We start from the raw sequence: 20,362 nt of genomic DNA, 5'->3' as shown, positions 1-20,362 counted from the left end.
ACTAGCGAACCCCCTGCGCGCTCAAGACTTCGGCCAGCTCGTAGAGCCCGCCCAGATCCATGCCGTCGGTCAGCGACGGCAGGTACAGCCGCGAGATGTCGAGCTGGGCCAGTTCGGCGGCGCTCTCGTCCTGGGCGGCCAGCCGCGCGGAATGCTCCACGGTCTCGGCGACCAGGCCCTCGAAATCGGTCTCGGACAGGCTGATCCCGGCCTCGGTCAGTCCGGCCCGCAGGGCGTCGATGTCGACCGTGCCCTGCGCGGCCTGTTCGCGCACCGAGCGCGGCAGGTAGCCCTCGCTCGCCCGATTCACGATGACCGTCCCGATATTCAGGTCGTTGGCGGTGAGTTCGGCGACGGCGTCGGCGGTTTCCTGCACCGGCAGCGCCTCCAGCAGCGTGACCAGGTGGATCATGGTCTGCTCGGAGTGCAGCAGCTTGGACACGCCCTCGGCCTGCGCGGCGATGGGACCGCCGCCGGCGATCTCGGCCATGGCCTGGGTGACGTCCAGGAAGCTGGCGATGCGGCCGGTCGGGGGCGCGTCGATGACGATCTCGTCGTAGGCGGGCTTGCCGGACTTGTCGGCGCGCACCGCGCATTCCTTGATCTTGCCGGTGAGGATCACGTCGCGCAGGCCCGGCGCGATGGTGGTGACGAACTCGATGGCGCCCACCCGGCGCATGGCGCGCCCGGCGAAGCCCAGGTTGTAGAACATGTCGAGGTACTCGAGGAAGGCGTGCTCGACATCGAGGGCCAGTGCCATCACCTCGCCGCCGCCGTCCGCGGTGGCGATGCGAGTCTCGGTGGGCGGCAAGGGCGGGAGATCGAACAGCTGGGCAATGGACTGTCTGCCCTCGACCTCGACCAGCAGCACCCGGCGCCCCCCGGCGGCCAGTGCCAGTGCCAGTGCCCCGGCGACGGTCGACTTCCCGGTGCCCCCTTTCCCGGAAACGTAGTGCAGGCGGGCCTTGTCCGCCCGCTCCGGCCAACCTGCTTCGACCCCCGGCTCAACCGAAACGGGCACTGCTATCGGTACTCCCACGCTCGCGAGCCTATAACTCGTTCCGAATTCCTGCCCACAGGACTCGGCAACTGTCTGATACACCACTCTGGAAACTCGTATTTCCTGATCTCGCAGCGTAGTCGGCGGGCCTGGGGAACTGGGGGAACCTGGCCGGGCTAGTCTCAGCGCATGAGTGATGTGACCGTGTGGGAGTACGCGACGGTGCCCCTGTTGACCCATGCCACCAAGGCCATTCTCGACCAGTGGGGTTCCGACGGCTGGGAACTCGTCACGGTGCTGCCCGGACCGACCGGTGAACAGCACGTCGCCTACCTGAAGCGGGCGAAGAGCTGATGTCCTGGGCCGAGAACCTGAAGGAGCTCGGGCTCGAACTGCCGCCGGCTCCGAAGCCGGTCGCGGTGTACGTGCCCGGCGTCCGGTCCGGCAACTACGTCTACACCTCCGGGCAGTTGCCGTTCGTGAACGGCGAGCTGCCGCTGACCGGCAAGCTCGGCGCCGAGGTCACCGTCGAGCAGGGCGCGGAGATGGCCAAGCTGGCCGCCCTCAACGCCCTTGCGGTCGTGCACGATCTGGTCGGCCTCGACAATGTCGTGCGCATCGTCAAGGTCGTCGGTTTCGTGGCCTCCGCGTCCGGCTTCAACAGCCAGCCGCTGGTCATCAACGGCGCGTCCGAGCTGCTCGGCGCGGTGCTAGGCGAGGCCGGGGTGCACGCCCGTTCCGCGGTCGGCGTCAACGAGCTGCCCCTGAACACCCCGGTCGAGGTGGAACTCATCGCCGAGGTGCGGTAACCCCGAAATGCTTGGGGCACAGTCGGAAGCGTGATGCGTTCAACTCTGGACGCATCACGCTCGGTGCATTAGGACGAAACAATGACGCTCACTCACCCCGCGTACGAGCAACTGCGGCAAGTGACTCCGTCCGCCGCCGTCGTGCTGGCCGACAATCCCAGCGGAATGACATTGCAGGGCACCAACACCTGGCTGCTGCGCGCTCCCGGCACCACGGAATACGTTGTGGTGGACCCGGGTCCGAAGGATCGCGCGCACACCGAGGCGCTGGTGCGCGAGACCGGTGGGAACATCGCCCTCACCCTCGTCACCCACAAGCATCACGACCACACCGGCGGCATCGACCACCTGGTCAAGGCCACCGGAACCGCGGTGCGCGCCAAGGATTCCGAGTTCCTGCGCGGCGCGGGCACCCACCTGACCGACGGTGAGGTCATCGAGGTCGCCGGGCTGCGCATCACGGTGCTCGCCACCGCGGGGCACACCGAGGACTCGCTCAGCTTCCTGCTCGACGGCCCGGACGGCGAGCAAGCGCTGCTCACCGGTGACACCGTCCTCGGAAGCGGTACGACCGTCCTGGAATCCTGGGACGGCGCGCTGGCGGCCTATCTGGACTCGCTGAACCGGCTCGTGGCGGTCGCTCCCGGCCGCACCCTGCTCCCGGCCCACGGTCCCGACCATGCCGACGCCGAACCGGTCATCCGCTACTACATCGCCCACCGCGAGGAGCGCCTGAACCAGGTCCGCGCCGCCTTGGAGAAGCTCGGCCCCAAGGCCAAAGCGCTGCAGATCGTCGCCGAGGTCTACGCCGATGTGGACAAGCGCCTCTGGCCGGCCGCCCACAGCTCGGTCGAAGCGCAGCTGGCGTACCTGCGTTCACGGGAATAGGGGTTTCAGGGCCGAAGCCCCGGAGAATCCGAAGAGTTCGGTCCTCTACACGTCGAGGCGCGTCGCCACCGCTACGGGGGTGGCGACGCGCCTCGCGTACGTAACTGTCGCCGCTCAGCGAGCGCGGCGGGCCAGTCTCTCCGAGTCGGAGATCAGCACGCTCTTGCCCTCGAGCCGCAGCCAGCCGCGGTGCGCGAAGTCGGCGAGCGCCTTGTTCACGGTCTCGCGGGAGGCGCCGACCAGCTGGGCGATCTCCTCCTGGGTGAGGTCGTGGGTCACGCGCAGCGCGCCCGCCTCCTGGGTGCCGAAGCGCTGAGCGAGCTGCAGCAGCGCCTTGGCGACACGACCCGGAACGTCGGTGAAGATCAGGTCGGCCAGGTTGTTGTTGGTGCGGCGCAGGCGGCGGGCGAGCACCCGCAGCAGCTGCTCGGCGATCTCGGGGCGCTGATCGATCCACGCCTTGAGGGCGTCCCGGTCCATGGTGACCGCGCGGACCTCGGTGACGGTGGTGGCCGTCGAGGTGCGCGGGCCCGGGTCGAAGATCGAGAGCTCGCCGAACATGTCCGACGGGCCCATGATCGTCAGCAGGTTCTCACGACCGTCGGGGGAGCGGCGGCCGATCTTCACCTTGCCCGAGGTGATGATGTACAACCGGTCGCCGGGTTCGCCCTCGTTGAAGATGACGTGGCCGCGCGGGAAGTCAACGGGCTGCAGCTGTTTGGCGAGAGCGGCCACCGCGGTGGGCTCGACGCCTTGGAAGATGCCTGCTCTGGCGAGGGCCTCGTCCACGAATGTGCTCCTTATGGGAAATGGCTCTGTCCTGGACCGAAACGACTCGGCCGACAGTGCAGTCTACTTTGCAATACCGCCGGGTAGTGATAGACACCACGCGCCGAGCTCATTCTCAGACACGCGGAGCCGCAGTAAGCGACACACAACGACGGTTTCGCGACACGCTTCATAAGCAATCTACGACACGCCGTGAGACCTGCGTCATGAAGATCGTAAAAAGTGGTCCGGAGCTGAAAGCCACCGGACCACTCGACCACTGACCCGCGCGGATCAGCTGGCCTGTGCGACGTCCATTCCCTTGGCCGCGGGCCGGGCGCGCCGCGGACGCGCCGCCGCGGCCGGCAAACCCAGCTTGGTCAGATCGCTGACCTCGGCATTCGTGGCTCGATCGAGATACTGCTGGACCTCTGGGTCTGGTTCGAGAAGCTTGCGAAGTCGATTCTCGACCCGTTCCATCACCAACGCGAACAGCATCAGCGCTATCGGAAACAGCACCACAGCGAGTCCTTGCATAGGCAGCAGTAAACACGCCGAAGGTCTCAGATGGAACACGGCGGGTACTCAGCCCGGTTGTGGGGCAGGGGTGGTTCCGTAAGGTGGGGGCGTGCGTGTCTCTGAATCCAACGCGGCCGTGAGCGGGGCAGACCCGGATAATTCGGGCGTTCAAGCGACCCCTGACGGAGCTCCGGTCGATGTCTCGGATGCGCCACGGTTTTCGCGTCCGGCCAAAGCGCGCAAGCGCGACAAAGAGACTCGGATCGGCCTGGTCCGGCGGGCCCGGCGTATGTACCGGGAAATGACCATCGAGTTCCCCGACGCGCACTGCGAGCTGGATTTCACCACGCCCCTCGAATTGGCGGTCGCCACAATTCTTTCCGCGCAGTGCACCGACGTGCGGGTGAACCTCACCACACCCGCGCTGTTCGCGAAGTACCGTGGCGCACGCGATTACGCCGAAGCCAATCGGGCCGAGCTGGAGGAGTACATCCGGCCCACCGGCTTCTACCGCAACAAGGCCAATTCCCTCATCGGGCTGGGCCAGGAACTGGTCGAGCGTTTCGACGGCGAACTGCCGGGCACCCTCGGCGAACTGGTCACCCTGCCCGGCATCGGGCGCAAGACCGCGAACGTCATCCTCGGCAATGCCTTCGATGTCCCGGGCATCACCGTCGACACCCATTTCGGGAGGCTGGTGCGGCGCTGGGGCTGGACCGCGGAGGAGGACCCGGTCAAGATCGAGCACGCCGTCGGCGAGTTGATCGAGCGCCGTGACTGGACCATGCTCTCGCACCGGGTGATCTTCCACGGCCGCCGCGTCTGCCATGCGCGCAAGCCCGCGTGCGGCGCGTGCCTGCTGGCCAACGACTGCCCGTCCTTCGGCGCGGGGCCGACCGATCCGACCGAGGCCGCCAAGCTGGTGAAGGGCCCGGAGACCGAGCATCTTCTCGAGCTGGTCGGCCTGTGAGCGCCGAGACGGCGCGGGGCAACACCGGGTGGCGGTGGGCGCTGGCGGCGGTGATCGTCGCCGTGGCGGCGGCGGTCGCCCTGTGGCCGCAGTTCACCCACTCCGACGACAAGAGCGCCGCGACCGGCTCGACCACGGCCACCGGGCCCGCCGAACCGGCTGTCGCCGACTCGGATCGGGCCGCGGCGGCGCTGGCCGCCTGTCCCGTGCCCACCGGCGCGCCCGTAAGCGACGGCCCGTTGCGCGGCATCACGCTGGACTGCCTGGCCGACGGCCGGCCGGTGGATCTGGTTGCGGCGCTGGCCGGCAAGCCCGCGCTGCTCAATCTGTGGGCCTACTGGTGCGGTCCGTGCGCGGAGGAACTGCCGCTGCTGCAACAGTTCTCGCAGCAGGCCGGGAACGCGCTCACGGTGCTGACCGTGCACAGCGATCCGGGGACCGCCAAGGCGCTGTCGCGGCTGAGCGGGCTCGGCATCCACCTGCCCGGGGTCGAGGATTCGAATGCCAGGGTCCGCACCGCCGTCGGCGCGCCCGCCGTGCTGCCGATCTCGGTGCTGTTGCGCGCCGACGGCACCGTTGCGAAAGTCGTGGTGCGCCCGTTCACCAGCGTCGAGGACATTTCCGCCACCGTCGCGGCCGAATTGGGGGTCAGGGCGTGAGGGCTGGACGAATGGATCTTTCGACAAGGGTGTGGTGATGAGACTCGAGGCGTCTGCCAATGGCATTCCGGAGTGGCTGCGCGGGGTGGCCGAGCACGACCCGGCCGATCCCACCGGCGTGAACCCGGTGCTGCGCCACAGCACCATGCGGCGCTTCGCCGCGGCGGCGACCCGGGCCCGGGAGGCGTCGGTGCTGGTGCTCTTCGGCGGCTCCCCCGAGCCCGATTCGACTGCGCAGGGCGGGCTTCCGGCCGATGCCGACGTGCTGCTCACCCAGCGTGCCGCCACCCTGCGCCAGCACAGCGGCCAGGTGGCCTTCCCGGGCGGCGGGGTGGAACCGCAGGACGACGGCCCGATCAGCACCGCCCTGCGCGAGGCGCGCGAGGAGACGGGGCTCGACCCCGCCGGCGTGGAGCCGATCGCGGTGCTGCCCAAGATCTTCGTGCCGCCCTCGCGGTTCGATGTGACGCCGGTGGTCGCCTACTGGCGCACCCCCGGCGAGGTGGGGGTGGTGAGCGAGACGGAGGCCGCCCGCGTGGCGCGGGTGCCGCTGTCCGAGCTCATCGATCCGGCCAACCGTTTCGTGGTGCGCCATCCACTGGGCTATGTGGGCCCGGCGTTCACCGTGGACGGAATGCTGGTGTGGGGGTTCACCGCCGGGGTGCTCGCCGGATTGCTGGCGGTGTCCGGGTGGGAACGCGAATGGGACCATCACGATGTACGTGATCTGCAGGCCGCATTGGCCGCGGTAGGGATGACATTATGAGCGCCTCGGGCTGGCTCGACCTCGGCATCATCATTCTGGCGCTGCTGGCCGCCACCTCCGGGTGGCGGCAGGGCGCGGTCGCTTCGGCGCTCGCCTTCCTGGGCGTCATCCTCGGTGCGGTCGCGGGCATTCTGATCGCGCCGCACATCCTGAAGCACCTGAACGAGGGCCGCACCCGGGTGCTGGTGGGCGTGCTGCTCATCGTGGCGCTGGTGATCGTCGGCGAGGTCGCGGGCATGGTGCTCGGGCGGGCCGCGCGCGGCGGCATGCGGGATCCGTTCACCCGCAGCGTGGACAGCGTGGTGGGCGCGGGCCTGCAGGCGGTGGCGGTGCTGGCCACCGCGTGGCTGCTGGCGCTGCCGCTGACCAACTCCTCGCAGCCCGGAATCGCAGCCGCGGTCACCAACTCCCAGGTGCTGCGCAATGTCGACCATGTCGCGCCGGACTGGCTGCGGCGGGTGCCGACCGACTTCTCCAACCTGCTCAACACCTCCGGGCTGCCGGATGTCATCGGCCCGTTCGGGCACGTCCCGATCACCGCCGTGGAACCGCCCGATCCCAGCGTGCTGCAGCTGCCGGTGGCCCAGCAGCTGCAGGGCAGCGTGCTGCGCATCCGCGGCATCGCGCCCAGTTGCCAACGGCAACTGGAGGGTTCGGGCTTCGTGGTGGCTCCGGAGCGCATCATGACCAATGCGCACGTGGTCGCGGGCACCAACACTGTCAGTGTGGACACCGCGCGTGGGTCGCTGCCCGCCACCGTGGTGTTGTTCGACTCGTCCAAGGACGTGGCGATCCTGGCGGTGCCGGGCCTGAACGCGCAGCCGCTGGACCTGGCTCCGGCCGACGCCGGCTCGGGGGAGAGTTCCATCGTGCTCGGTTACCCGGGCGGCGGGCGCTACACCGCCAGCGCGGCCCGCGTGCGCGAGACCCTGAACCTGAAGGGTCCCAATATCTACCGCGACGCCGATGTCAAGCGTGAGGTCTACACCATTCGCGGCCAGGTCCGGGCCGGTAACTCCGGCGGCCCGCTGGTGGACACCGACGGCCGGATCCTGGGCGTGGTGTTCGGCGCGGCGGTCACCGACGACGACACCGGGTACGTGCTCACCCTCGACGAGGTGCGGCCCGAACTGAGCTCGGCGGCAGGTCAATCGACGGCGGTCGGCACCGGCAGCTGTGTGCTGAGCTGAGCCTGGAAGAACCGAAAACGGCCCCGTCGAACATGATTCGCCGGGGCCGTTCTTCCGTATCCGAGAGCCTCGTCAGGTCAGCAGTTTGGCGATCTCCGCGGTCACCGGCTCCGGATTCTCCTGGTGCGCATAGTGACCCGCGTCCGGGATGGCCACCACCCGGCGCTGCGGCGAGAGCTGCCGGCCGCGGCGGATGGTGCCCGGCAGGATGTACCGGTCGCGGTCGCCGTACAGGGCCAGCGTGGGCACCGGCACCGGTTCGCTCATGGCCGCCATGAAACGCCGGCCGTCGGGCCGCCACTGGCTACGGAAGGCCCAGCGCTGATATTCCAGCGCACAGTGCGCCGCGCCGGGGATCCGGATGGCGGTGCGCATGCGGCGGGCGGTGTCGGTGAATTCCTCGGTGGCCGACCAGCGTTCGCCCACCCGGTCACGGAGCAGGAGTTCGATCGCGATGCCGTCGTCGCGGGTGAGCCGGGCCTCGGGCACCCGCGGCACCTGATAGCGCAGGAAGTCCGGCAGCCAGGCCGAGCGCTGTGGCTTGTCGCGCAGCACCGCCCGCTTCAGCGCCACCGGATGCGGGGAGCTGATCAGCGCGATGGATCGCACCACCCGCGGGTGCAGTACGGCGGTGGCCCAGCACACCAGGCCGCCCTCGGCGTGCCCGACCAGGGTCGCCTCGGTGTGGCCCAGCGCGCGGATCAGGCCGGCGACATCACCGGCGAGGGTCCAGCCGTCGTAACCGCGTGGTGGCTTGTCGGTGTCGCCGTAGCCGCGCAGGTCCACCGCCACCGTGCGGAAGCCCCGTGCGGCCAGCCCGGTCAGCTGGTGGCGCCAGGACCACCAGAAGTCGCCGAAGCCGTGCAGCAGCACGACCAGCGGCATGTCCGGGTCCGTGTAGGCCGTCCCGGCGGGCACGGCCTCGACCACGTGGAAGCGAATGCCGTTGGCGTGCACGTCCCGATGGGTCCACGGCCCGTCATAGCGGACTGCGGACGGATCCGGATGCGAATTCGACGACACGCCGATGGAGCGTAATCGAAGGTCTAGGTCCGGGGCTTGCCGAGTTCGACGGAGACCTCGGCCGTCTCCCCGTCGGTGTGGCCGAAACCACTGGGCAGCACGCTCTTCGCCTCCTTGAGGGACTCGATGGTCTTCGCCGGCGCACGCAGCTTGCGCACCTTCAGGTAGCCCAGCAGCGCGAAGGCCGCGACCGCCGCGATCATCAACAGGAACACCACCAGGAACGCGGCCCAGCGGTACAGCCAGATGTCGAGCAGTTCGGCGAGGAAGAAGAAAAAGAAGAAGGAGCTGAACAGCAGGATGGTCAGCGCCAGGATGAAGAAGACGCTGCCCTGCAGGCCCTTCTTGATCTCACCGGTGACCTCGGCCTTGGCGAGCTCCACCTCGGCGCGCACCAGGGTCGACATCTGCTCGGTCGCGTCGCGGACCAAGGTGCCGAAGGTCGCCGACTGATGGGCGTCGACATCGGACAGCGGAATCGAAGTGACGGTGCGGGTGCGGTTCCCGTCGTAGCCGTTACCGCCCTGTGTGAAGCTCAATTGCTCGACCCTTCTCCATGTCCCGGTAGTACTGTCCGGTGTCGCTCTTGATTTTGCAGTGCCCGCTCGTCACGTCGTGCCTGGTGAGCACGGCCCCGACGCAACAGTAGCGCCGAACCCGCCAGGGAAGCCGCCAAAGACGTGAGCAACACCGCCGCTTTCGCGAGCTCTGCGGCCGACCCGTCGCCGACGTCTTCCAAGGCCAGTTCTGCCACCAAGAGGCTAACGGTGAAGCCGATCGCGCCCAGTACCGACAGGGCGAACATGTCCCGATAACCGAGATCATCGGGTCGTTCCGCGATTCCCAACCGGACGGCGAGCCAACTGGATCCGAAGATGCCGACCGTCTTGCCGACCAGCAGGCCCAGGACGATGGCCAGCGCCAGCCGGTCGGTGAACAGCTTCGACAGCACGCTCGCATCCAGCGGAACGCCCGAGGCGAACAGCGCGAACAACGGTACGCACAGTGCGGCGGAGATGGGCTGGAAGAAATGCTCGAGCCGGGCGGCGGGCACGCGGTGCTCGTCCTCGCCGGGATCCGGTCGCACCCGGGTGAGCAGGCCGCAGGCCACGCCCGCCAGGGTGGCGTGAATTCCGGCCTCGTGCAGGGAGTACCAGGCGATCAGGCCCAGCGGGACGTAGATGAACGGGCTGCCGAGGCGGAAGCGCTGGGCCAGCGCCCAGCCGGCCAGGCACAGCACGGCCACCAGCAGCCACAGCATCTTCAGGGTGGTGGTGAACAGGACGGCGATCAGGATGATGGCGATCAGGTCGTCCACCACGGCCAGGCTGAGCAGGAACACCCGGGCGCCCGCCGGAATCCGCGATCCGGTCATGGCGAGCACGGCCAGCGCGAAGGCGATATCGGTGGCGACCGGGATGGCCCAGCCGCGGTCCATGCCCGGCGCGCCCCAGCCGACGGCGGTGGCGATGAGCGCGGGCAACACCACACCACCGACGGCGGCCACGATGGGCAGGGTGGCGCGTTTGCGGTCGGCGAGTTCACCGACCACCAGCTCCCGTTTGAGCTCCAGCCCGGCCACGAAGAAGAAGATGGCCAGCAGGCCGTCCTTGGTCCAGTCGGCCAGCGTGAGGTCGAGGTGGAGGGCGGGAATGGCGAGCCTGGTGTCGACCATGGTCGTGTAGCTCGCGCCCCATGGTGAGTTCACCCAGATGAGCGCCGCGGCCGCGGCGATGAGAAGCAGTGCGCCGCCGAAGGTTTCGGTTCTCAGATAGCGGGTCAGCTCGGAACGGACCTGTGTGATCACGGTGCAGCCTTTCGGTCGGTCGACGAGAAAGCGGCGTGCTACACCACTCCAGGGACCGACGGCACAACCGCATGCCGACCAGACTTCCCGGCACACCTTTTGCGCAATTCTAACGGTCTGCCCGGAACTTCTTGACTACCCCGTACCCGAAGCGGCCCCCTGATCGCCGATCAGGGGGCCGCTTCGGGGTCTGCCCGTTTACGCCTTGCCGGCGCGGATGGACTCGAACACGTTGGGGTCCACCAGGGTTGAGGTGTCGCCCAGTTCGCGGCCTTCGGCCACGTCGCGCAGCAGGCGGCGCATGATCTTGCCCGAGCGCGTCTTCGGCAGTTCCGGCACCACGTGGATCTCGCGCGGGCGGGCGATGGGGGAGATCTCGCGGGAGACCTCGGCCTTGAGTTCGGTGATCAGATCGGCGCCGGTGTCGGTGGCCTCGGCGGTGAGGATCACGAACGCCACGATGCCCTGGCCGGTGGTCTCGTCGGACGCGCCGACGACCGCCGCCTCCGCGACGCCGGAGTGGCCCACCAGCGCGGACTCCACCTCGGCGGTCGAGATGCGGTGGCCGGACACGTTCATGACGTCGTCGACGCGGCCGAGCACCCACAGGTCCCCGTCGGTGTCGAGCTTGGCGCCGTCACCGGCGAAGTACCAGCCCTTCTCGGCGTAGCGGGACCAGTAGGTGTCCTGGTACCGCTCGTTGTCGCCCCAGATGCCGCGCAGCATGGACGGCCACGGCTGGTCGAGCACCAGATACCCGTTGGCCTCGGTCTCGCCGAGGGAGACCGGATTGCCTTCCTCGTCCACGACTTTCGCGGAGATACCCGGCAGCGGGGTCATGGCCGCGCCCGGCTTGGCCGCGGCGACGCCCGGCAGCGGCGAGATCATGATGGCGCCGGTCTCGGTCTGCCACCAGGTGTCCACGATGGGAGTCTTGTTGCCGCCCACCACATCCCGGTACCAGCGCCAGGCCTCCGGGTTGATCGGCTCGCCCACCGAACCCAGCAGCCGCAGGCTGGACAGGTCGTGCGAATCCGGGATCTCGCGGCCCCACTTCATGAACGTGCGCACCAGCGTCGGCGCCGTGTAATAGATCGTGACGCCGTACTTTTCGATGATCTGCCAGTGCCGGTGCTCGTCCGGGAAGTTCGGGGTGCCCTCGTAGACGACCTCGGTCGCGCCGTTGGCCAGCGGGCCGTACACGATGTAGCTGTGCCCGGTCACCCAGCCGATATCGGCGGTGCACCAGTACACATCCTGACCGGGCTTGTGGTCGAACACGTGGTGGTGGGTGTAGGCGGCCTGGGTCAGGTAGCCGCCGGAGGTGTGCAGGATGCCCTTGGGCTTTCCGGTGGTGCCGGAGGTGTAGAGGATGAACAGCGGGTGCTCGGCGTCGAAGGCCTGCGCCTCGTGCTCGGGGGAGCCGAGCGCGACGGTCTCGTCCCACCACAGGTCGCGGCCCTCGGTCATCTCGGTCTCGATGCCGGTGCGGCGCACCACGAGTACATGCTCGACGGTCGAATCACCCTCGGCGAGAGCCTCGTCCACGGCCGCCTTGAGCGGGGCCGGCTTGCCGCGCCGCCACTGGCCGTCGGTGGTGACGACCAGCTTGGCCGCGGCGTCGTCGACGCGCTGGCGCAGGGCGCTGGGGGAGAAGCCGGCGAAGACCACCGAGTGGGTCAGGCCCAGGCGGGCGCAGGCCAGTATGGCCACGATGGCCTCGGGGACCATCGGCATGTAGATGGCGACCCGATCACCCGCGGCCAGCCCCAGGCCGGTGAAGTAGTTGGCGGCACGCGACACCTCGGCCAGCAGCTCGGCATAGGTGATGTCGCGGGAGTCGCCGGGCTCGCCCTCCCAGTGGATGGCGACCCGGTCGCCGTGCCCGTCGAGCACGTGCCGGTCCACGCAGTTGTAGGCGACATTGAGCTTGCCGTCGGCGAACCACTTGGCGAAGGGCGCGTCGTCCCAGTCCAGCACCTGGGTGAAGGGCTGATGCCAGTGCAGGCGCCGTGCCTGTTCGGCCCAGAACCCGTCCCGGTCCGCTTGGGCTCGAGCATAAAGAGAGGCGTCGCCGTTGGCGGCGGCCGCGAACTCAGCGCTGGGCGGATAGGCATCCAGGTGGTCGGCGGTGGTTTCGGTCATCTCGTCTCTTCTTCTCTCGCGTGCAGGCCGCGTAGGGGTGACGGCGGCCACGTTCGACCCTAACCGACTGTGACCTGCGTCGTGTTTCGCCCGTCTCGATCGGTGGGCGGTCGTGACGAGGCTCCCATCGGCGGCATGACCGAACCGTGAACGCGAGGTCCCCGCTGCTGTGCACTGTGTCACGTAGGGTCTCCCATTCGGATGCCCCATGTTGCCGGATTGCTAACAAGCCGAACATTCCCGTTTCGATCCGCTGACAACATCGGCCGCGATCGTTAATGTCCGATTCACCCCGAGGCCGACCGTTTCCTGGGATGGGAGAAACGCGTTGCGAATCAAGACGATCACCGCGCTCGCCGTGGCGGCACTGGCCACAAGCCTCAGCCTGACCGCATGCTCCTCCGGTGAGGACAACAATTCCGACTACGTCACCGTGAACGCCGCCGAACCACAGAATCCGTTGGTGCCCACCAATACCAACGAGAACATGGGCGGCCGCGTGGTCGACCGGCTCTGGGCGGGGCTGAAGTACTACGACGCCAACGGCACTCCGCACGACGAGATGGCGCAGTCCATCGTCACGCCGGACCGCCAGCACTACACCATCACCATCAAGCCGGACTGGACGTTCACCGACGGCACCGCGGTGACCTCGAAATCCTTTGTGGACGCGTGGAATTACGGCGCCCTGGGCACCAATGCGCAGCTGCAGAACTGGGTCTTCACCCCGATCGTCGGGTACGACGACGTCGCGGCGAATCCGCCCAAGGCGCAGACCATGTCGGGCCTGAAGGTGGTCGACGACCACACCTTCACCGTCGACCTCAAACAGCCGTCCATCGACTTCGAGCTGGAACTCGGCTTCTCGCCGTTCTATCCGCTGCCCGCCGTGGCCTACAAGGACATGAAGGCCTTCGGCGAGAACCCGATCGGCAACGGCCCCTACAAGTTCGCCGGCGCCGGTGCCTGGCAGCACAATGTGCAGATCGACGTGGTGCCCAACCCGGACTACAAGGGCGGGCGGCCCGCCAAGAACAAGGGCCTGCGCTTCAAGATGTACGCGAACATGGACACCGCGTACGCCGACCTGCTCCAGGGCAATCTGGACGGCCTGGACGTGATCCCGGATACCGCGCTGGCCACCTACGAGAAGGACCTGGGCGACCGGGCCATCCACAAGCCCATCGCCTACAGCCAGCACATCGGCATCCAGCCCAATGTCGCCCACTTCTCCGGACCCGAAGGAGTGCTGCGGCGCAAGGCGATTTCGATGGCCATCAACCGGGAACAGATCGCCGCCAACATCTTCCACAACACCCGCGTCCCCTGCCAGGACTTCACCGCCTTCACCCTGCCCGGGTTCCGCGCCGGCCTGCCGGGTTCCGAAGTGCTGAAGTTCAATCCGGACGAGGCCAAGAAGCTGTGGGCGCAGGCCGACGCCATCTCGCCGTGGTCGGGCACCTTCCAGATCGCCTACAACTCCGACGGCGGTCATCAGGCCTGGATCGAGGCGACCGCGAACAGCATCAAGAACACCCTCGGCATCGACGCGGTCGGCGCGCCCTACCCGACGTTCAAGAACATTCGCGACGAGATCGTGCACGAGAACGTGGGCAAGGCGTTCCGCTACGGCTGGCAGGGCGACTACCCGTCCATGTTCGAATACCTGACCGCGCTGTTCCTGAGCACCTCGGAAACCAATGACGTGCACTACAAGAGCCCGGAATTCGACCGGCTGCTCAACGGCGCCCTCGCCGCCGCCACACCCGAACAGGCGTATGACGGCATCGCGCAGGCGCAGACCGTGCTGTTCCGGGACATGGCCGATATCCCGATCTTCGACTACAACGTCGCGGCCGGGCGCTCGGACAAGGTGAAGCAGGCGCCTGTCTCCTGGTCGGGGCTGTTCGACTTCGAGAACATCGAGAAGTAGCCCGGCATGGTGTGGTACGTCGTCCGGCGGCTGCTCCAGATGATCCCGGTCTTCTTCGGGGCGACGCTGCTCATCTACGCGATGGTCTTCCTGATCCCCGGCGACCCCATCCAGGCGCTCGCCGGGGACCGGCAGATGACCCCGGCGGTGGAGGCGTCCCTGCGCGCTCGCTACCACCTGGATCAGCCGTTCTTCATCCAATACCTGGAGTACCTGAAAGGCATTGTCACGCTGGACTTCGGGACGTCCTTCTCGGGTCGGCCGGTGCGCGACGAGCTCGCCCGCGCGTTCCCGATCACCTTCCGGCTGTCCGTCATGGCGGTCTGCATCGAAGCGGTCTTCGGCGTGACGTTCGGGCTGATCGCGGGGCTGCGCAAGGGCAAGCTCTTCGACTCCACCATGCTGGTGCTCAGCCTGGTGATCATCGCGGTGCCGATCTTCGTGGTCGGCTTCCTCGCGCAGTTCCTGCTCGGCGTGAAGTGGGGCATCGCACCGGTGACCGTCGGGGCGAAGGCGAGCTTCACGGATCTGCTGGTACCGGCGTTCGTACTCGCGTCGCTGTCGTTCGCCTACGTGTTGCGGCTGACCCGGAACGCGGTGGCGGAGAACATGACCGCCGACTTCGTGCGCACCGCCACCGCCAAAGGACTCAGCCGCAGGCGGGTGATCGTGGTGCACATCCTGCGCAACTCGATGATCCCGGTTGTCACCTTCCTCGGCACCGATCTGGGCTTCCTGCTCGGCGGCGCGGTGGTCACCGAGGGCATCTTCAATATCCCGGGCGTCGGCGGCACGCTCTACCAGGCCATTACGCGCGGGGAACCGCCCACGGTGGTGGCCTTCGTGACGGTGCTGATCGTGATCCTGTTGCTGTCCAACCTGATCGTCGACCTGCTCTACGCCGCCCTCGACCCGAGGATCCGCTATGCCTGAACCCGAGGCCCGCGACAGCCGGCAACCCGCGGTCCGCGAAATGCGCCGTGGCCAGGAGCATTTCGTGGCGCCGCCGGACGAGGTCCAGGTCCTGGCCACCGACACCCTGGACGAGACCACCGCCCCCACCAGCGTGTGGCGGGACGCCTGGCGGCAGCTGCGGCGCAATCCCATCTTCCTCGCGGCGGCGGTGCTGATCGTGCTGGTGATGCTGGTCGCCGTGTGGCCGCAGCTGTTCACCAGCCAGGATCCGCGCTACTGCAACGGTGATTTCAGCATGCAGAAGCCGTCCGGGACACACTGGTTCGGTTTCGACAAGCAGGGCTGCGACATCTACGCCCGCACCATCTACGGCGCCCGCGCCTCGGTGGTGACCGGTGTCGGCGCGACGCTGATGTACGTGCTCATCGGCGGCGCCCTGGGTGCGATCGCCGGATACTATGGCGGGCTGCTGGATTCGGTGGTGTCGCGGATCTCGGAGGTGTTCTACGCGCTGCCGCTGATGCTGGCCTCCATCGTGCTCATGCAGCTGCTCGCCTCGCGTACGGTGTGGACGGTCATGCTCACGCTGGCCTCGTTCAGCTGGCCGCAGGCCGCGCGCATCGTGCGCGGCGCGGTGATCGAATCGAAGAACAGCGAGTACGTCACGGCGGCAAAGGCCCTGGGCGTCTCCAGATTCCGGACGCTGGTGCGGCACGTGCTGCCCAACTCGGCCGGGCCGCTCATCGTGGTGAGCACCATCGCGCTGGGTGTCTTCATCGTCACCGAGGCGACGCTGTCGTATCTGGGCGTCGGGCTCACCCGGCAGACCGTGTCGTGGGGATCGGATATCGCGGTGGACCAGAAGGAGATTCGCACCTCGGCCATCCTGTTCTACCCGGCCACCGCGCTCGCGCTGACCGTGCTCAGCTTCATCATGCTCGGCGACGCCGTGCGCGACGCCTTCGACCCCAAGGCCCGCAAGAGGTGAGCGCCATGACCGAACCACTGCTCGAGGTCCGCGATCTGAACGTGGCCTTCACCGCCGACCGGCGCGAGGTCCCGGCGGTGCGCGGGGTGAGCCTGACGGTGTATCCGGGGCAGACGGTCGCCATCGTCGGTGAATCCGGATCCGGCAAATCGACCACCGCGCACGCCATCATCGACCTGCTGCCCGGCACCGGCCGGATCACCTCCGGCTCGGTGCTCTTCGACGGCAAGGACCTGTCGAAGGCCACCGGCCGCGAGATCGTCGGAGTGCGCGGGCGCGGTATCGGCTTCGTGCCGCAGGACCCAATGTCCAACCTGAACCCGGTGTGGAAGGTCGGATTCCAGATCCGGGAAACCCTGGAGGCCAATGGCGTTGCCAAGGGCCGGGCCGCCCGGCAGCGGGCCGTCGAACTGCTCGCCGAGGCCGGCATGCCCGATGCCGAACGCCGCGTCAACCAGTACCCCCACGAATTCTCCGGCGGCATGCGCCAGCGCGCGCTCATCGCCATCGGCCTGTCCTGCCGGCCGAAACTGCTCATCGCCGACGAACCCACCTCGGCGCTCGACGTCACCGTGCAGCGTCAGATCCTCGACCACCTCGACGGCCTGACCGCCGAACTCGGCACCGCGGTCCTGCTCATCACCCACGACCTGGGCCTGGCCGCCGAACGGGCCGAACACCTGGTCGTCATGTACCGCGGCCGCGTGGTGGAATCCGGTCCGGCCCTGCAGATCCTGCGCGAACCCCAGCACCTGTACACCAAGAAACTGGTGAACTCCGCGCCCTCGCTGGCCTCGCAGCGGCTGTCCTCGGTGCGCAAGCGGGCCGAGGTGCGGGAGCAGGCCGTCCAGGTCGCCGGGCAGCTGGCCGAAACCGACGCCGAATTCGCCAGTGCCCCCGACGATCTGCTCGTCGCGGACCACCTCACGCGGGTGTTCCGCATTCGCGGCAACGCGCCGTGGCGATCCTCCGAACTCGTTGCGGTGGACGATGTCTCGTTCACTCTGCGGCGCGGCACCACCACCGCGATCGTCGGCGAATCCGGTTCGGGCAAATCCACGGTGGCACAGATGGTGCTGGGCCTGCTGCCGCCCACCGCCGGCCGCGTCACCTTCGACGGTCGCGAGGTGGCGACCCTGGATGCCAAGGCCGCCTTCGCTTTCCGTCGCCGCGTGCAACCCGTGTTCCAGGACCCATACGGGTCCCTCGACCCGATGTACTCCATCTACCGGACCATCGAGGAGCCGCTGCGCACCCATCGCCTCGGCACCCCGGCCGAGCACGAGGCCACCGTGCGCGATCTGCTCGACAAGGTCTCGCTCCCGGCCTCGGTCATGCGCCGCTACCCGAACGAGCTCTCCGGCGGCCAGCGCCAGCGGGTGGCCATCGCCCGGGCCCTGGCGCTCTCCCCGGAGCTGGTGGTCTGCGACGAGGCCGTCTCGGCCCTCGACGTGCTGGTACAGGCTCAGATCCTGCAGCTGCTCAACGAGCTACAGGCCGATCTCGGCCTCACCTACCTGTTCATCACCCACGACCTGGCCGTGGTCCGCCAGATCGCGGACGACGTCCTGGTCATGCAGCAGGGCAGGGTGGTCGAGGCCGCATCCACCACCGAGGTGTTCGACAACCCGCAGTCCGAATACACCCGCCGCCTGCTCGACGCCATCCCCGGTCGCGACCTGCTCGCGGGATGACCGACCGGGTGTCGGCGGGCGATCCGATACCCGGCAGTAGCCTCGTACCTCGTGACCGACCCGTTGCAGCCCCTCGTCGACCTGCCCGGCGTGCGTGATGCCGCCGACAAGGCCCGCGACGCCCTCGCCGAGGTGCATCGCCACCGGGCGAACCGCCGCGGCTGGCCCACCACCGCCGCCGAGGCCGCCGTCCGCGCGGCCCGCTCCTCCGCCGCCATCGACGGCGGCACCATCGATCTCCCCGTCGACGGCCGCGTCGACGACCCGATCCTGGCCGGCTCGTTGCGCGTGGGCCAGGCCCTCGACGCCGAGGCCCTCACCAACCTGGTCGGCGTCTGGCAGCGCGCCCCGCTCCAGGCTCTCGCCCGCCTGCACCTGCTCGCCGCCGCCGACATGGTCGACGACCAAGAACAGCTGGGCCGCCCCCGCAATGTCCCCGGCGTCGCCGAACGTCTGGACCTGCTGGTCCAGACCATCACCAGTACGAAGGCCCCCGCCCCGGTGATCGCGGCCGTCGTTCACGGCGAACTGCTCTCCCTGCGGCCCTTCGGCACCGCCGACGGCATCGTCGCCCGGGCCGCCTCCCGCCTGGTCGCTGTGTCCAGTGGCCTGGACCCGCACAGCCTCGGCGTCCCCGAAGTCTTCTGGCTCCGCCGCCGCCGGGCCTACCTCGACGCCGCGGCCGCCTTCGGTATGGGGACCGCGGAGGGCGTCGGCGGCTGGGTGATCTTCACCTGTGGCGCTCTCGAAGACGGCGCCCGCGAGGCCCGCTCGATCGCGGACGCCGCCTCGGGGTAAGTCCCCTGATCACGAAACTGCCTGTACGCCAAGGGTTTCCGGGGTCCATACACGTCGAAGCGGGCGGCGTTGTCGCGAATTGCGACCTCACCGCCCGCTAGCACGGACTACCCGGTTACCAAGCGTGCTTTTCTGGTTGTGTTTTCTTCGGCCTCGGCGAGCTCTCCAGGATCCGGCGGTTCATCCCCGCATTGATTGCGAGGCCCTTGCCGTCGATATCCTGGATAACGCAGACCCACAACTACTGTTGCCCTTGTCGCGGCGTGCTCCGCGTGGGTGCCTGGTGTCCGTGCTGGGAAGGGTGGGATGGGAGGTCGAATCTTCTCTTCCGATCCGATCTTGGCCTTCCGTCCTTCCGTGCCTCCATTGTTACCCCGTGACCGCCATCACATCAAGACCTGGGGAAACTTTCAAAAACTCGGCGTGTCCCGCCATTTTTCATCCGGGCGTTTCCGGCGGGTCGGCGTCAGCGGCGCCGCCGCAGCAGCCGGTAGGTGAGCGCTCCGGCCGCCAGCGCGCTGAGCCCGACCGCGGCGGTCGCGGCCACCGTGGTGGTGGTCGGAGCCGGGATCCGCGCCCACAGCGACACCGGATTGGAGAAGGCGAGAATCGGCCAGCCACGGGTGGTGGCCTCGCGCCGCAGGCCCCGATCCGGATTCACCGCTGTGGGGTGACCCACCACCTCGAGCATGGGCAGATCGGTGACCGAGTCGGAGTAGGCGTAACAGCGGGACAGGTCGTAATCGTATTGCGCCGCAAGCTTTTCGATCGCCTCGACCTTGCCCGGTCCGTAGCAGTAGAACTCGACTTCGCCCGCGTACCTGCCGTTTTCGATGACCATGCGGGTGGCGGCGAAGTGGTCCGCGCCGAGCGCCGCGGCGATCGGGGCCACCATCTCCTCGCCGGAGGCCGAGACGATCACCACGTCGTGGCCTCGAATCCGGTGGTCCGCAATGAGATCCGCCGCCTCGGCGTAGATGAGCGGGTCCACGATGTCGTGCAGGGTCTCGGCGACGATCGAGCGCACCTGGTCCACATCCCAGCCCGCGCACATCTTGGTCAGATGCTCGCGCATGCGCTCCATCTGATCGTGATCGGCGCCGGACAGCAGGAACAGGAAGTGGGCGTAGCTGCTCTCCAGCACAGCCCGCCGGCTGAGCAGTCCCTGGTCCAGGAACGGCTTGCTGAACACGAAGGCGCTCGACCTGGCGATCACCGTCTTGTCGAGATCGAAGAAGGCGGCGACTCGTCCGCGTTCGGCTGTCACGTCGTCCAGGATATGGTTCTGCGCCGCGCCATTTCATTCGCCTCTGCCGCATGCGTGGCGAGGGTCACCGCGAGACCCGGTTCATCCGGGTTAGCCAGGGGGAAGCCGAGCCGTCGGGGCGGGAAAAAGACTCGCCGGGCGGACTTGCAATCCGGTCGGGGCTTGGGTGTAGTATCGCAGATACCTGGACATGGTCCAGGCGCGTTCAGCCCGACCCCCCGGG

At 68.2% G+C, this 20,362-nt stretch carries 20 protein-coding genes; 12 read left to right on the top strand and 8 right to left on the bottom strand.

The genetic code is table 11. The annotated features are described in order from the left end of the window. Nucleotide 1: 1 nt before the first annotated feature. Nucleotides 2-1,021, bottom strand: coding sequence for an ArsA-related P-loop ATPase (locus ACWEKS_RS09935; protein ID WP_364621551.1), 1,020 nt, complete (start codon nucleotides 1,019-1,021; stop codon nucleotides 2-4). Nucleotides 1,022-1,189: 168 nt separating this feature from the next. Between ACWEKS_RS09935 and ACWEKS_RS09930 the strand changes: the two genes are divergently transcribed. From ACWEKS_RS09930 to ACWEKS_RS09920, 3 genes are all read left to right on the top strand, one after another. Then, a complete protein-coding gene (locus ACWEKS_RS09930; protein ID WP_085996654.1) occupies nucleotides 1,190-1,354 on the top strand; it encodes a DUF4177 domain-containing protein in 165 nt (54 codons plus the stop codon). Continuing rightward, on the top strand, nucleotides 1,354-1,809 hold the full coding sequence (locus ACWEKS_RS09925) for a RidA family protein (protein ID WP_357000552.1): 456 nt from the start codon (nucleotides 1,354-1,356) through the stop codon (nucleotides 1,807-1,809). Before ACWEKS_RS09930 ends, ACWEKS_RS09925 begins: the two co-directional genes overlap by 1 nt. Before the next feature lie 81 nt (nucleotides 1,810-1,890). Continuing rightward, complete coding sequence (locus tag ACWEKS_RS09920) at nucleotides 1,891-2,697, top strand: MBL fold metallo-hydrolase (RefSeq protein WP_452339716.1); 807 nt, start codon at nucleotides 1,891-1,893, stop codon at nucleotides 2,695-2,697. Nucleotides 2,698-2,811: 114 nt separating this feature from the next. Here ACWEKS_RS09920 and ACWEKS_RS09915 read toward each other — a convergent pair whose 3' ends face one another. Both ACWEKS_RS09915 and ACWEKS_RS09910 read right to left on the bottom strand, forming a co-directional pair. After that, on the bottom strand, nucleotides 2,812-3,486 hold the full coding sequence (locus tag ACWEKS_RS09915) for a Crp/Fnr family transcriptional regulator (protein ID WP_019044571.1): 675 nt from the start codon (nucleotides 3,484-3,486) through the stop codon (nucleotides 2,812-2,814). Nucleotides 3,487-3,759: 273 nt separating this feature from the next. Next, a complete protein-coding gene (locus ACWEKS_RS09910) occupies nucleotides 3,760-3,987 on the bottom strand; it encodes a hypothetical protein (RefSeq protein WP_081986109.1) in 228 nt (75 codons plus the stop codon). 286 nt (nucleotides 3,988-4,273) lie between these two features. Here ACWEKS_RS09910 and nth point away from each other — a divergent pair, with 286 nt between their 5' ends. The 4 genes from nth to ACWEKS_RS09890 are packed head-to-tail and all read left to right on the top strand — an operon-like array spanning nucleotide 4,274 to nucleotide 7,569. Continuing rightward, nucleotides 4,274-4,954 carry an endonuclease III gene (gene nth, locus ACWEKS_RS09905; RefSeq protein ID WP_452339808.1) on the top strand — a complete coding sequence of 227 codons (681 nt, stop codon included), beginning with the start codon at nucleotides 4,274-4,276 and terminating at the stop codon, nucleotides 4,952-4,954. After that, nucleotides 4,951-5,613: a TlpA family protein disulfide reductase gene (locus ACWEKS_RS09900; RefSeq protein ID WP_452339715.1), complete on the top strand. Its 663-nt coding sequence runs from the start codon at nucleotides 4,951-4,953 to the stop codon at nucleotides 5,611-5,613. The genes nth and ACWEKS_RS09900 overlap by 4 nt, the downstream gene beginning before the upstream one ends. Before the next feature lie 37 nt (nucleotides 5,614-5,650). Beyond that, the gene (locus ACWEKS_RS09895; RefSeq protein ID WP_452339714.1) at nucleotides 5,651-6,379 is read left to right on the top strand and encodes an NUDIX hydrolase; all 729 of its coding nucleotides are present in this window, start codon (nucleotides 5,651-5,653) and stop codon (nucleotides 6,377-6,379) included. Next, nucleotides 6,376-7,569, top strand: coding sequence for a MarP family serine protease (locus ACWEKS_RS09890; RefSeq protein WP_354839071.1), 1,194 nt, complete (start codon nucleotides 6,376-6,378; stop codon nucleotides 7,567-7,569). The genes ACWEKS_RS09895 and ACWEKS_RS09890 overlap by 4 nt, the downstream gene beginning before the upstream one ends. Nucleotides 7,570-7,641: 72 nt before the next feature. Here ACWEKS_RS09890 and ACWEKS_RS09885 read toward each other — a convergent pair whose 3' ends face one another. The 4 genes from ACWEKS_RS09885 to acs form a co-directional block, all read right to left on the bottom strand. After that, entirely contained in the window at nucleotides 7,642-8,592 is a 951-nt protein-coding gene (locus tag ACWEKS_RS09885; RefSeq protein WP_452339713.1) for an alpha/beta fold hydrolase, read from the bottom strand. 23 nt (nucleotides 8,593-8,615) lie between these two features. Beyond that, nucleotides 8,616-9,131, bottom strand: coding sequence for a phage holin family protein (locus ACWEKS_RS09880; RefSeq protein ID WP_452339712.1), 516 nt, complete (start codon nucleotides 9,129-9,131; stop codon nucleotides 8,616-8,618). Next, a complete protein-coding gene (gene nhaA, locus ACWEKS_RS09875) occupies nucleotides 9,128-10,396 on the bottom strand; it encodes a Na+/H+ antiporter NhaA (RefSeq protein WP_452339807.1) in 1,269 nt (422 codons plus the stop codon). Before nhaA ends, ACWEKS_RS09880 begins: the two co-directional genes overlap by 4 nt. Before the next feature lie 201 nt (nucleotides 10,397-10,597). After that, entirely contained in the window at nucleotides 10,598-12,544 is a 1,947-nt protein-coding gene (acs, locus tag ACWEKS_RS09870) for an acetate--CoA ligase (RefSeq protein WP_452339711.1), read from the bottom strand. Nucleotides 12,545-12,872: 328 nt separating this feature from the next. On the opposite strand from acs, the gene ACWEKS_RS09865 reads away from it, so the two are divergent. The 5 genes from ACWEKS_RS09865 to ACWEKS_RS09845 are packed head-to-tail and all read left to right on the top strand — an operon-like array spanning nucleotide 12,873 to nucleotide 18,872. Continuing rightward, nucleotides 12,873-14,477, top strand: coding sequence for a peptide ABC transporter substrate-binding protein (locus tag ACWEKS_RS09865; RefSeq protein ID WP_452339710.1), 1,605 nt, complete (start codon nucleotides 12,873-12,875; stop codon nucleotides 14,475-14,477). Nucleotides 14,478-14,483: 6 nt separating this feature from the next. Then, a complete protein-coding gene (locus tag ACWEKS_RS09860; RefSeq protein WP_452339709.1) occupies nucleotides 14,484-15,410 on the top strand; it encodes an ABC transporter permease in 927 nt (308 codons plus the stop codon). Continuing rightward, nucleotides 15,403-16,380: an ABC transporter permease gene (locus ACWEKS_RS09855; RefSeq protein WP_452339708.1), complete on the top strand. Its 978-nt coding sequence runs from the start codon at nucleotides 15,403-15,405 to the stop codon at nucleotides 16,378-16,380. The genes ACWEKS_RS09860 and ACWEKS_RS09855 overlap by 8 nt, the downstream gene beginning before the upstream one ends. Nucleotides 16,381-16,385: 5 nt before the next feature. Then, complete coding sequence (locus ACWEKS_RS09850) at nucleotides 16,386-18,074, top strand: dipeptide ABC transporter ATP-binding protein (RefSeq protein ID WP_452339707.1); 1,689 nt, start codon at nucleotides 16,386-16,388, stop codon at nucleotides 18,072-18,074. 51 nt (nucleotides 18,075-18,125) lie between these two features. Next, entirely contained in the window at nucleotides 18,126-18,872 is a 747-nt protein-coding gene (locus ACWEKS_RS09845; protein WP_452339706.1) for an oxidoreductase, read from the top strand. A gap of 466 nt (nucleotides 18,873-19,338) precedes the next feature. Here the strand turns inward: ACWEKS_RS09845 and ACWEKS_RS09840 are convergent, their stop codons facing one another. Then, nucleotides 19,339-20,139 carry an HAD family hydrolase gene (locus ACWEKS_RS09840; RefSeq protein ID WP_379391106.1) on the bottom strand — a complete coding sequence of 267 codons (801 nt, stop codon included), beginning with the start codon at nucleotides 20,137-20,139 and terminating at the stop codon, nucleotides 19,339-19,341. Nucleotides 20,140-20,362: the final 223 nt, after the last annotated feature.

The sequence above is a fragment of the Nocardia sp. NPDC004711 genome (assembly GCF_053601595.1).
This window is presented reverse-complemented; position numbering and strand designations above follow the sequence as displayed.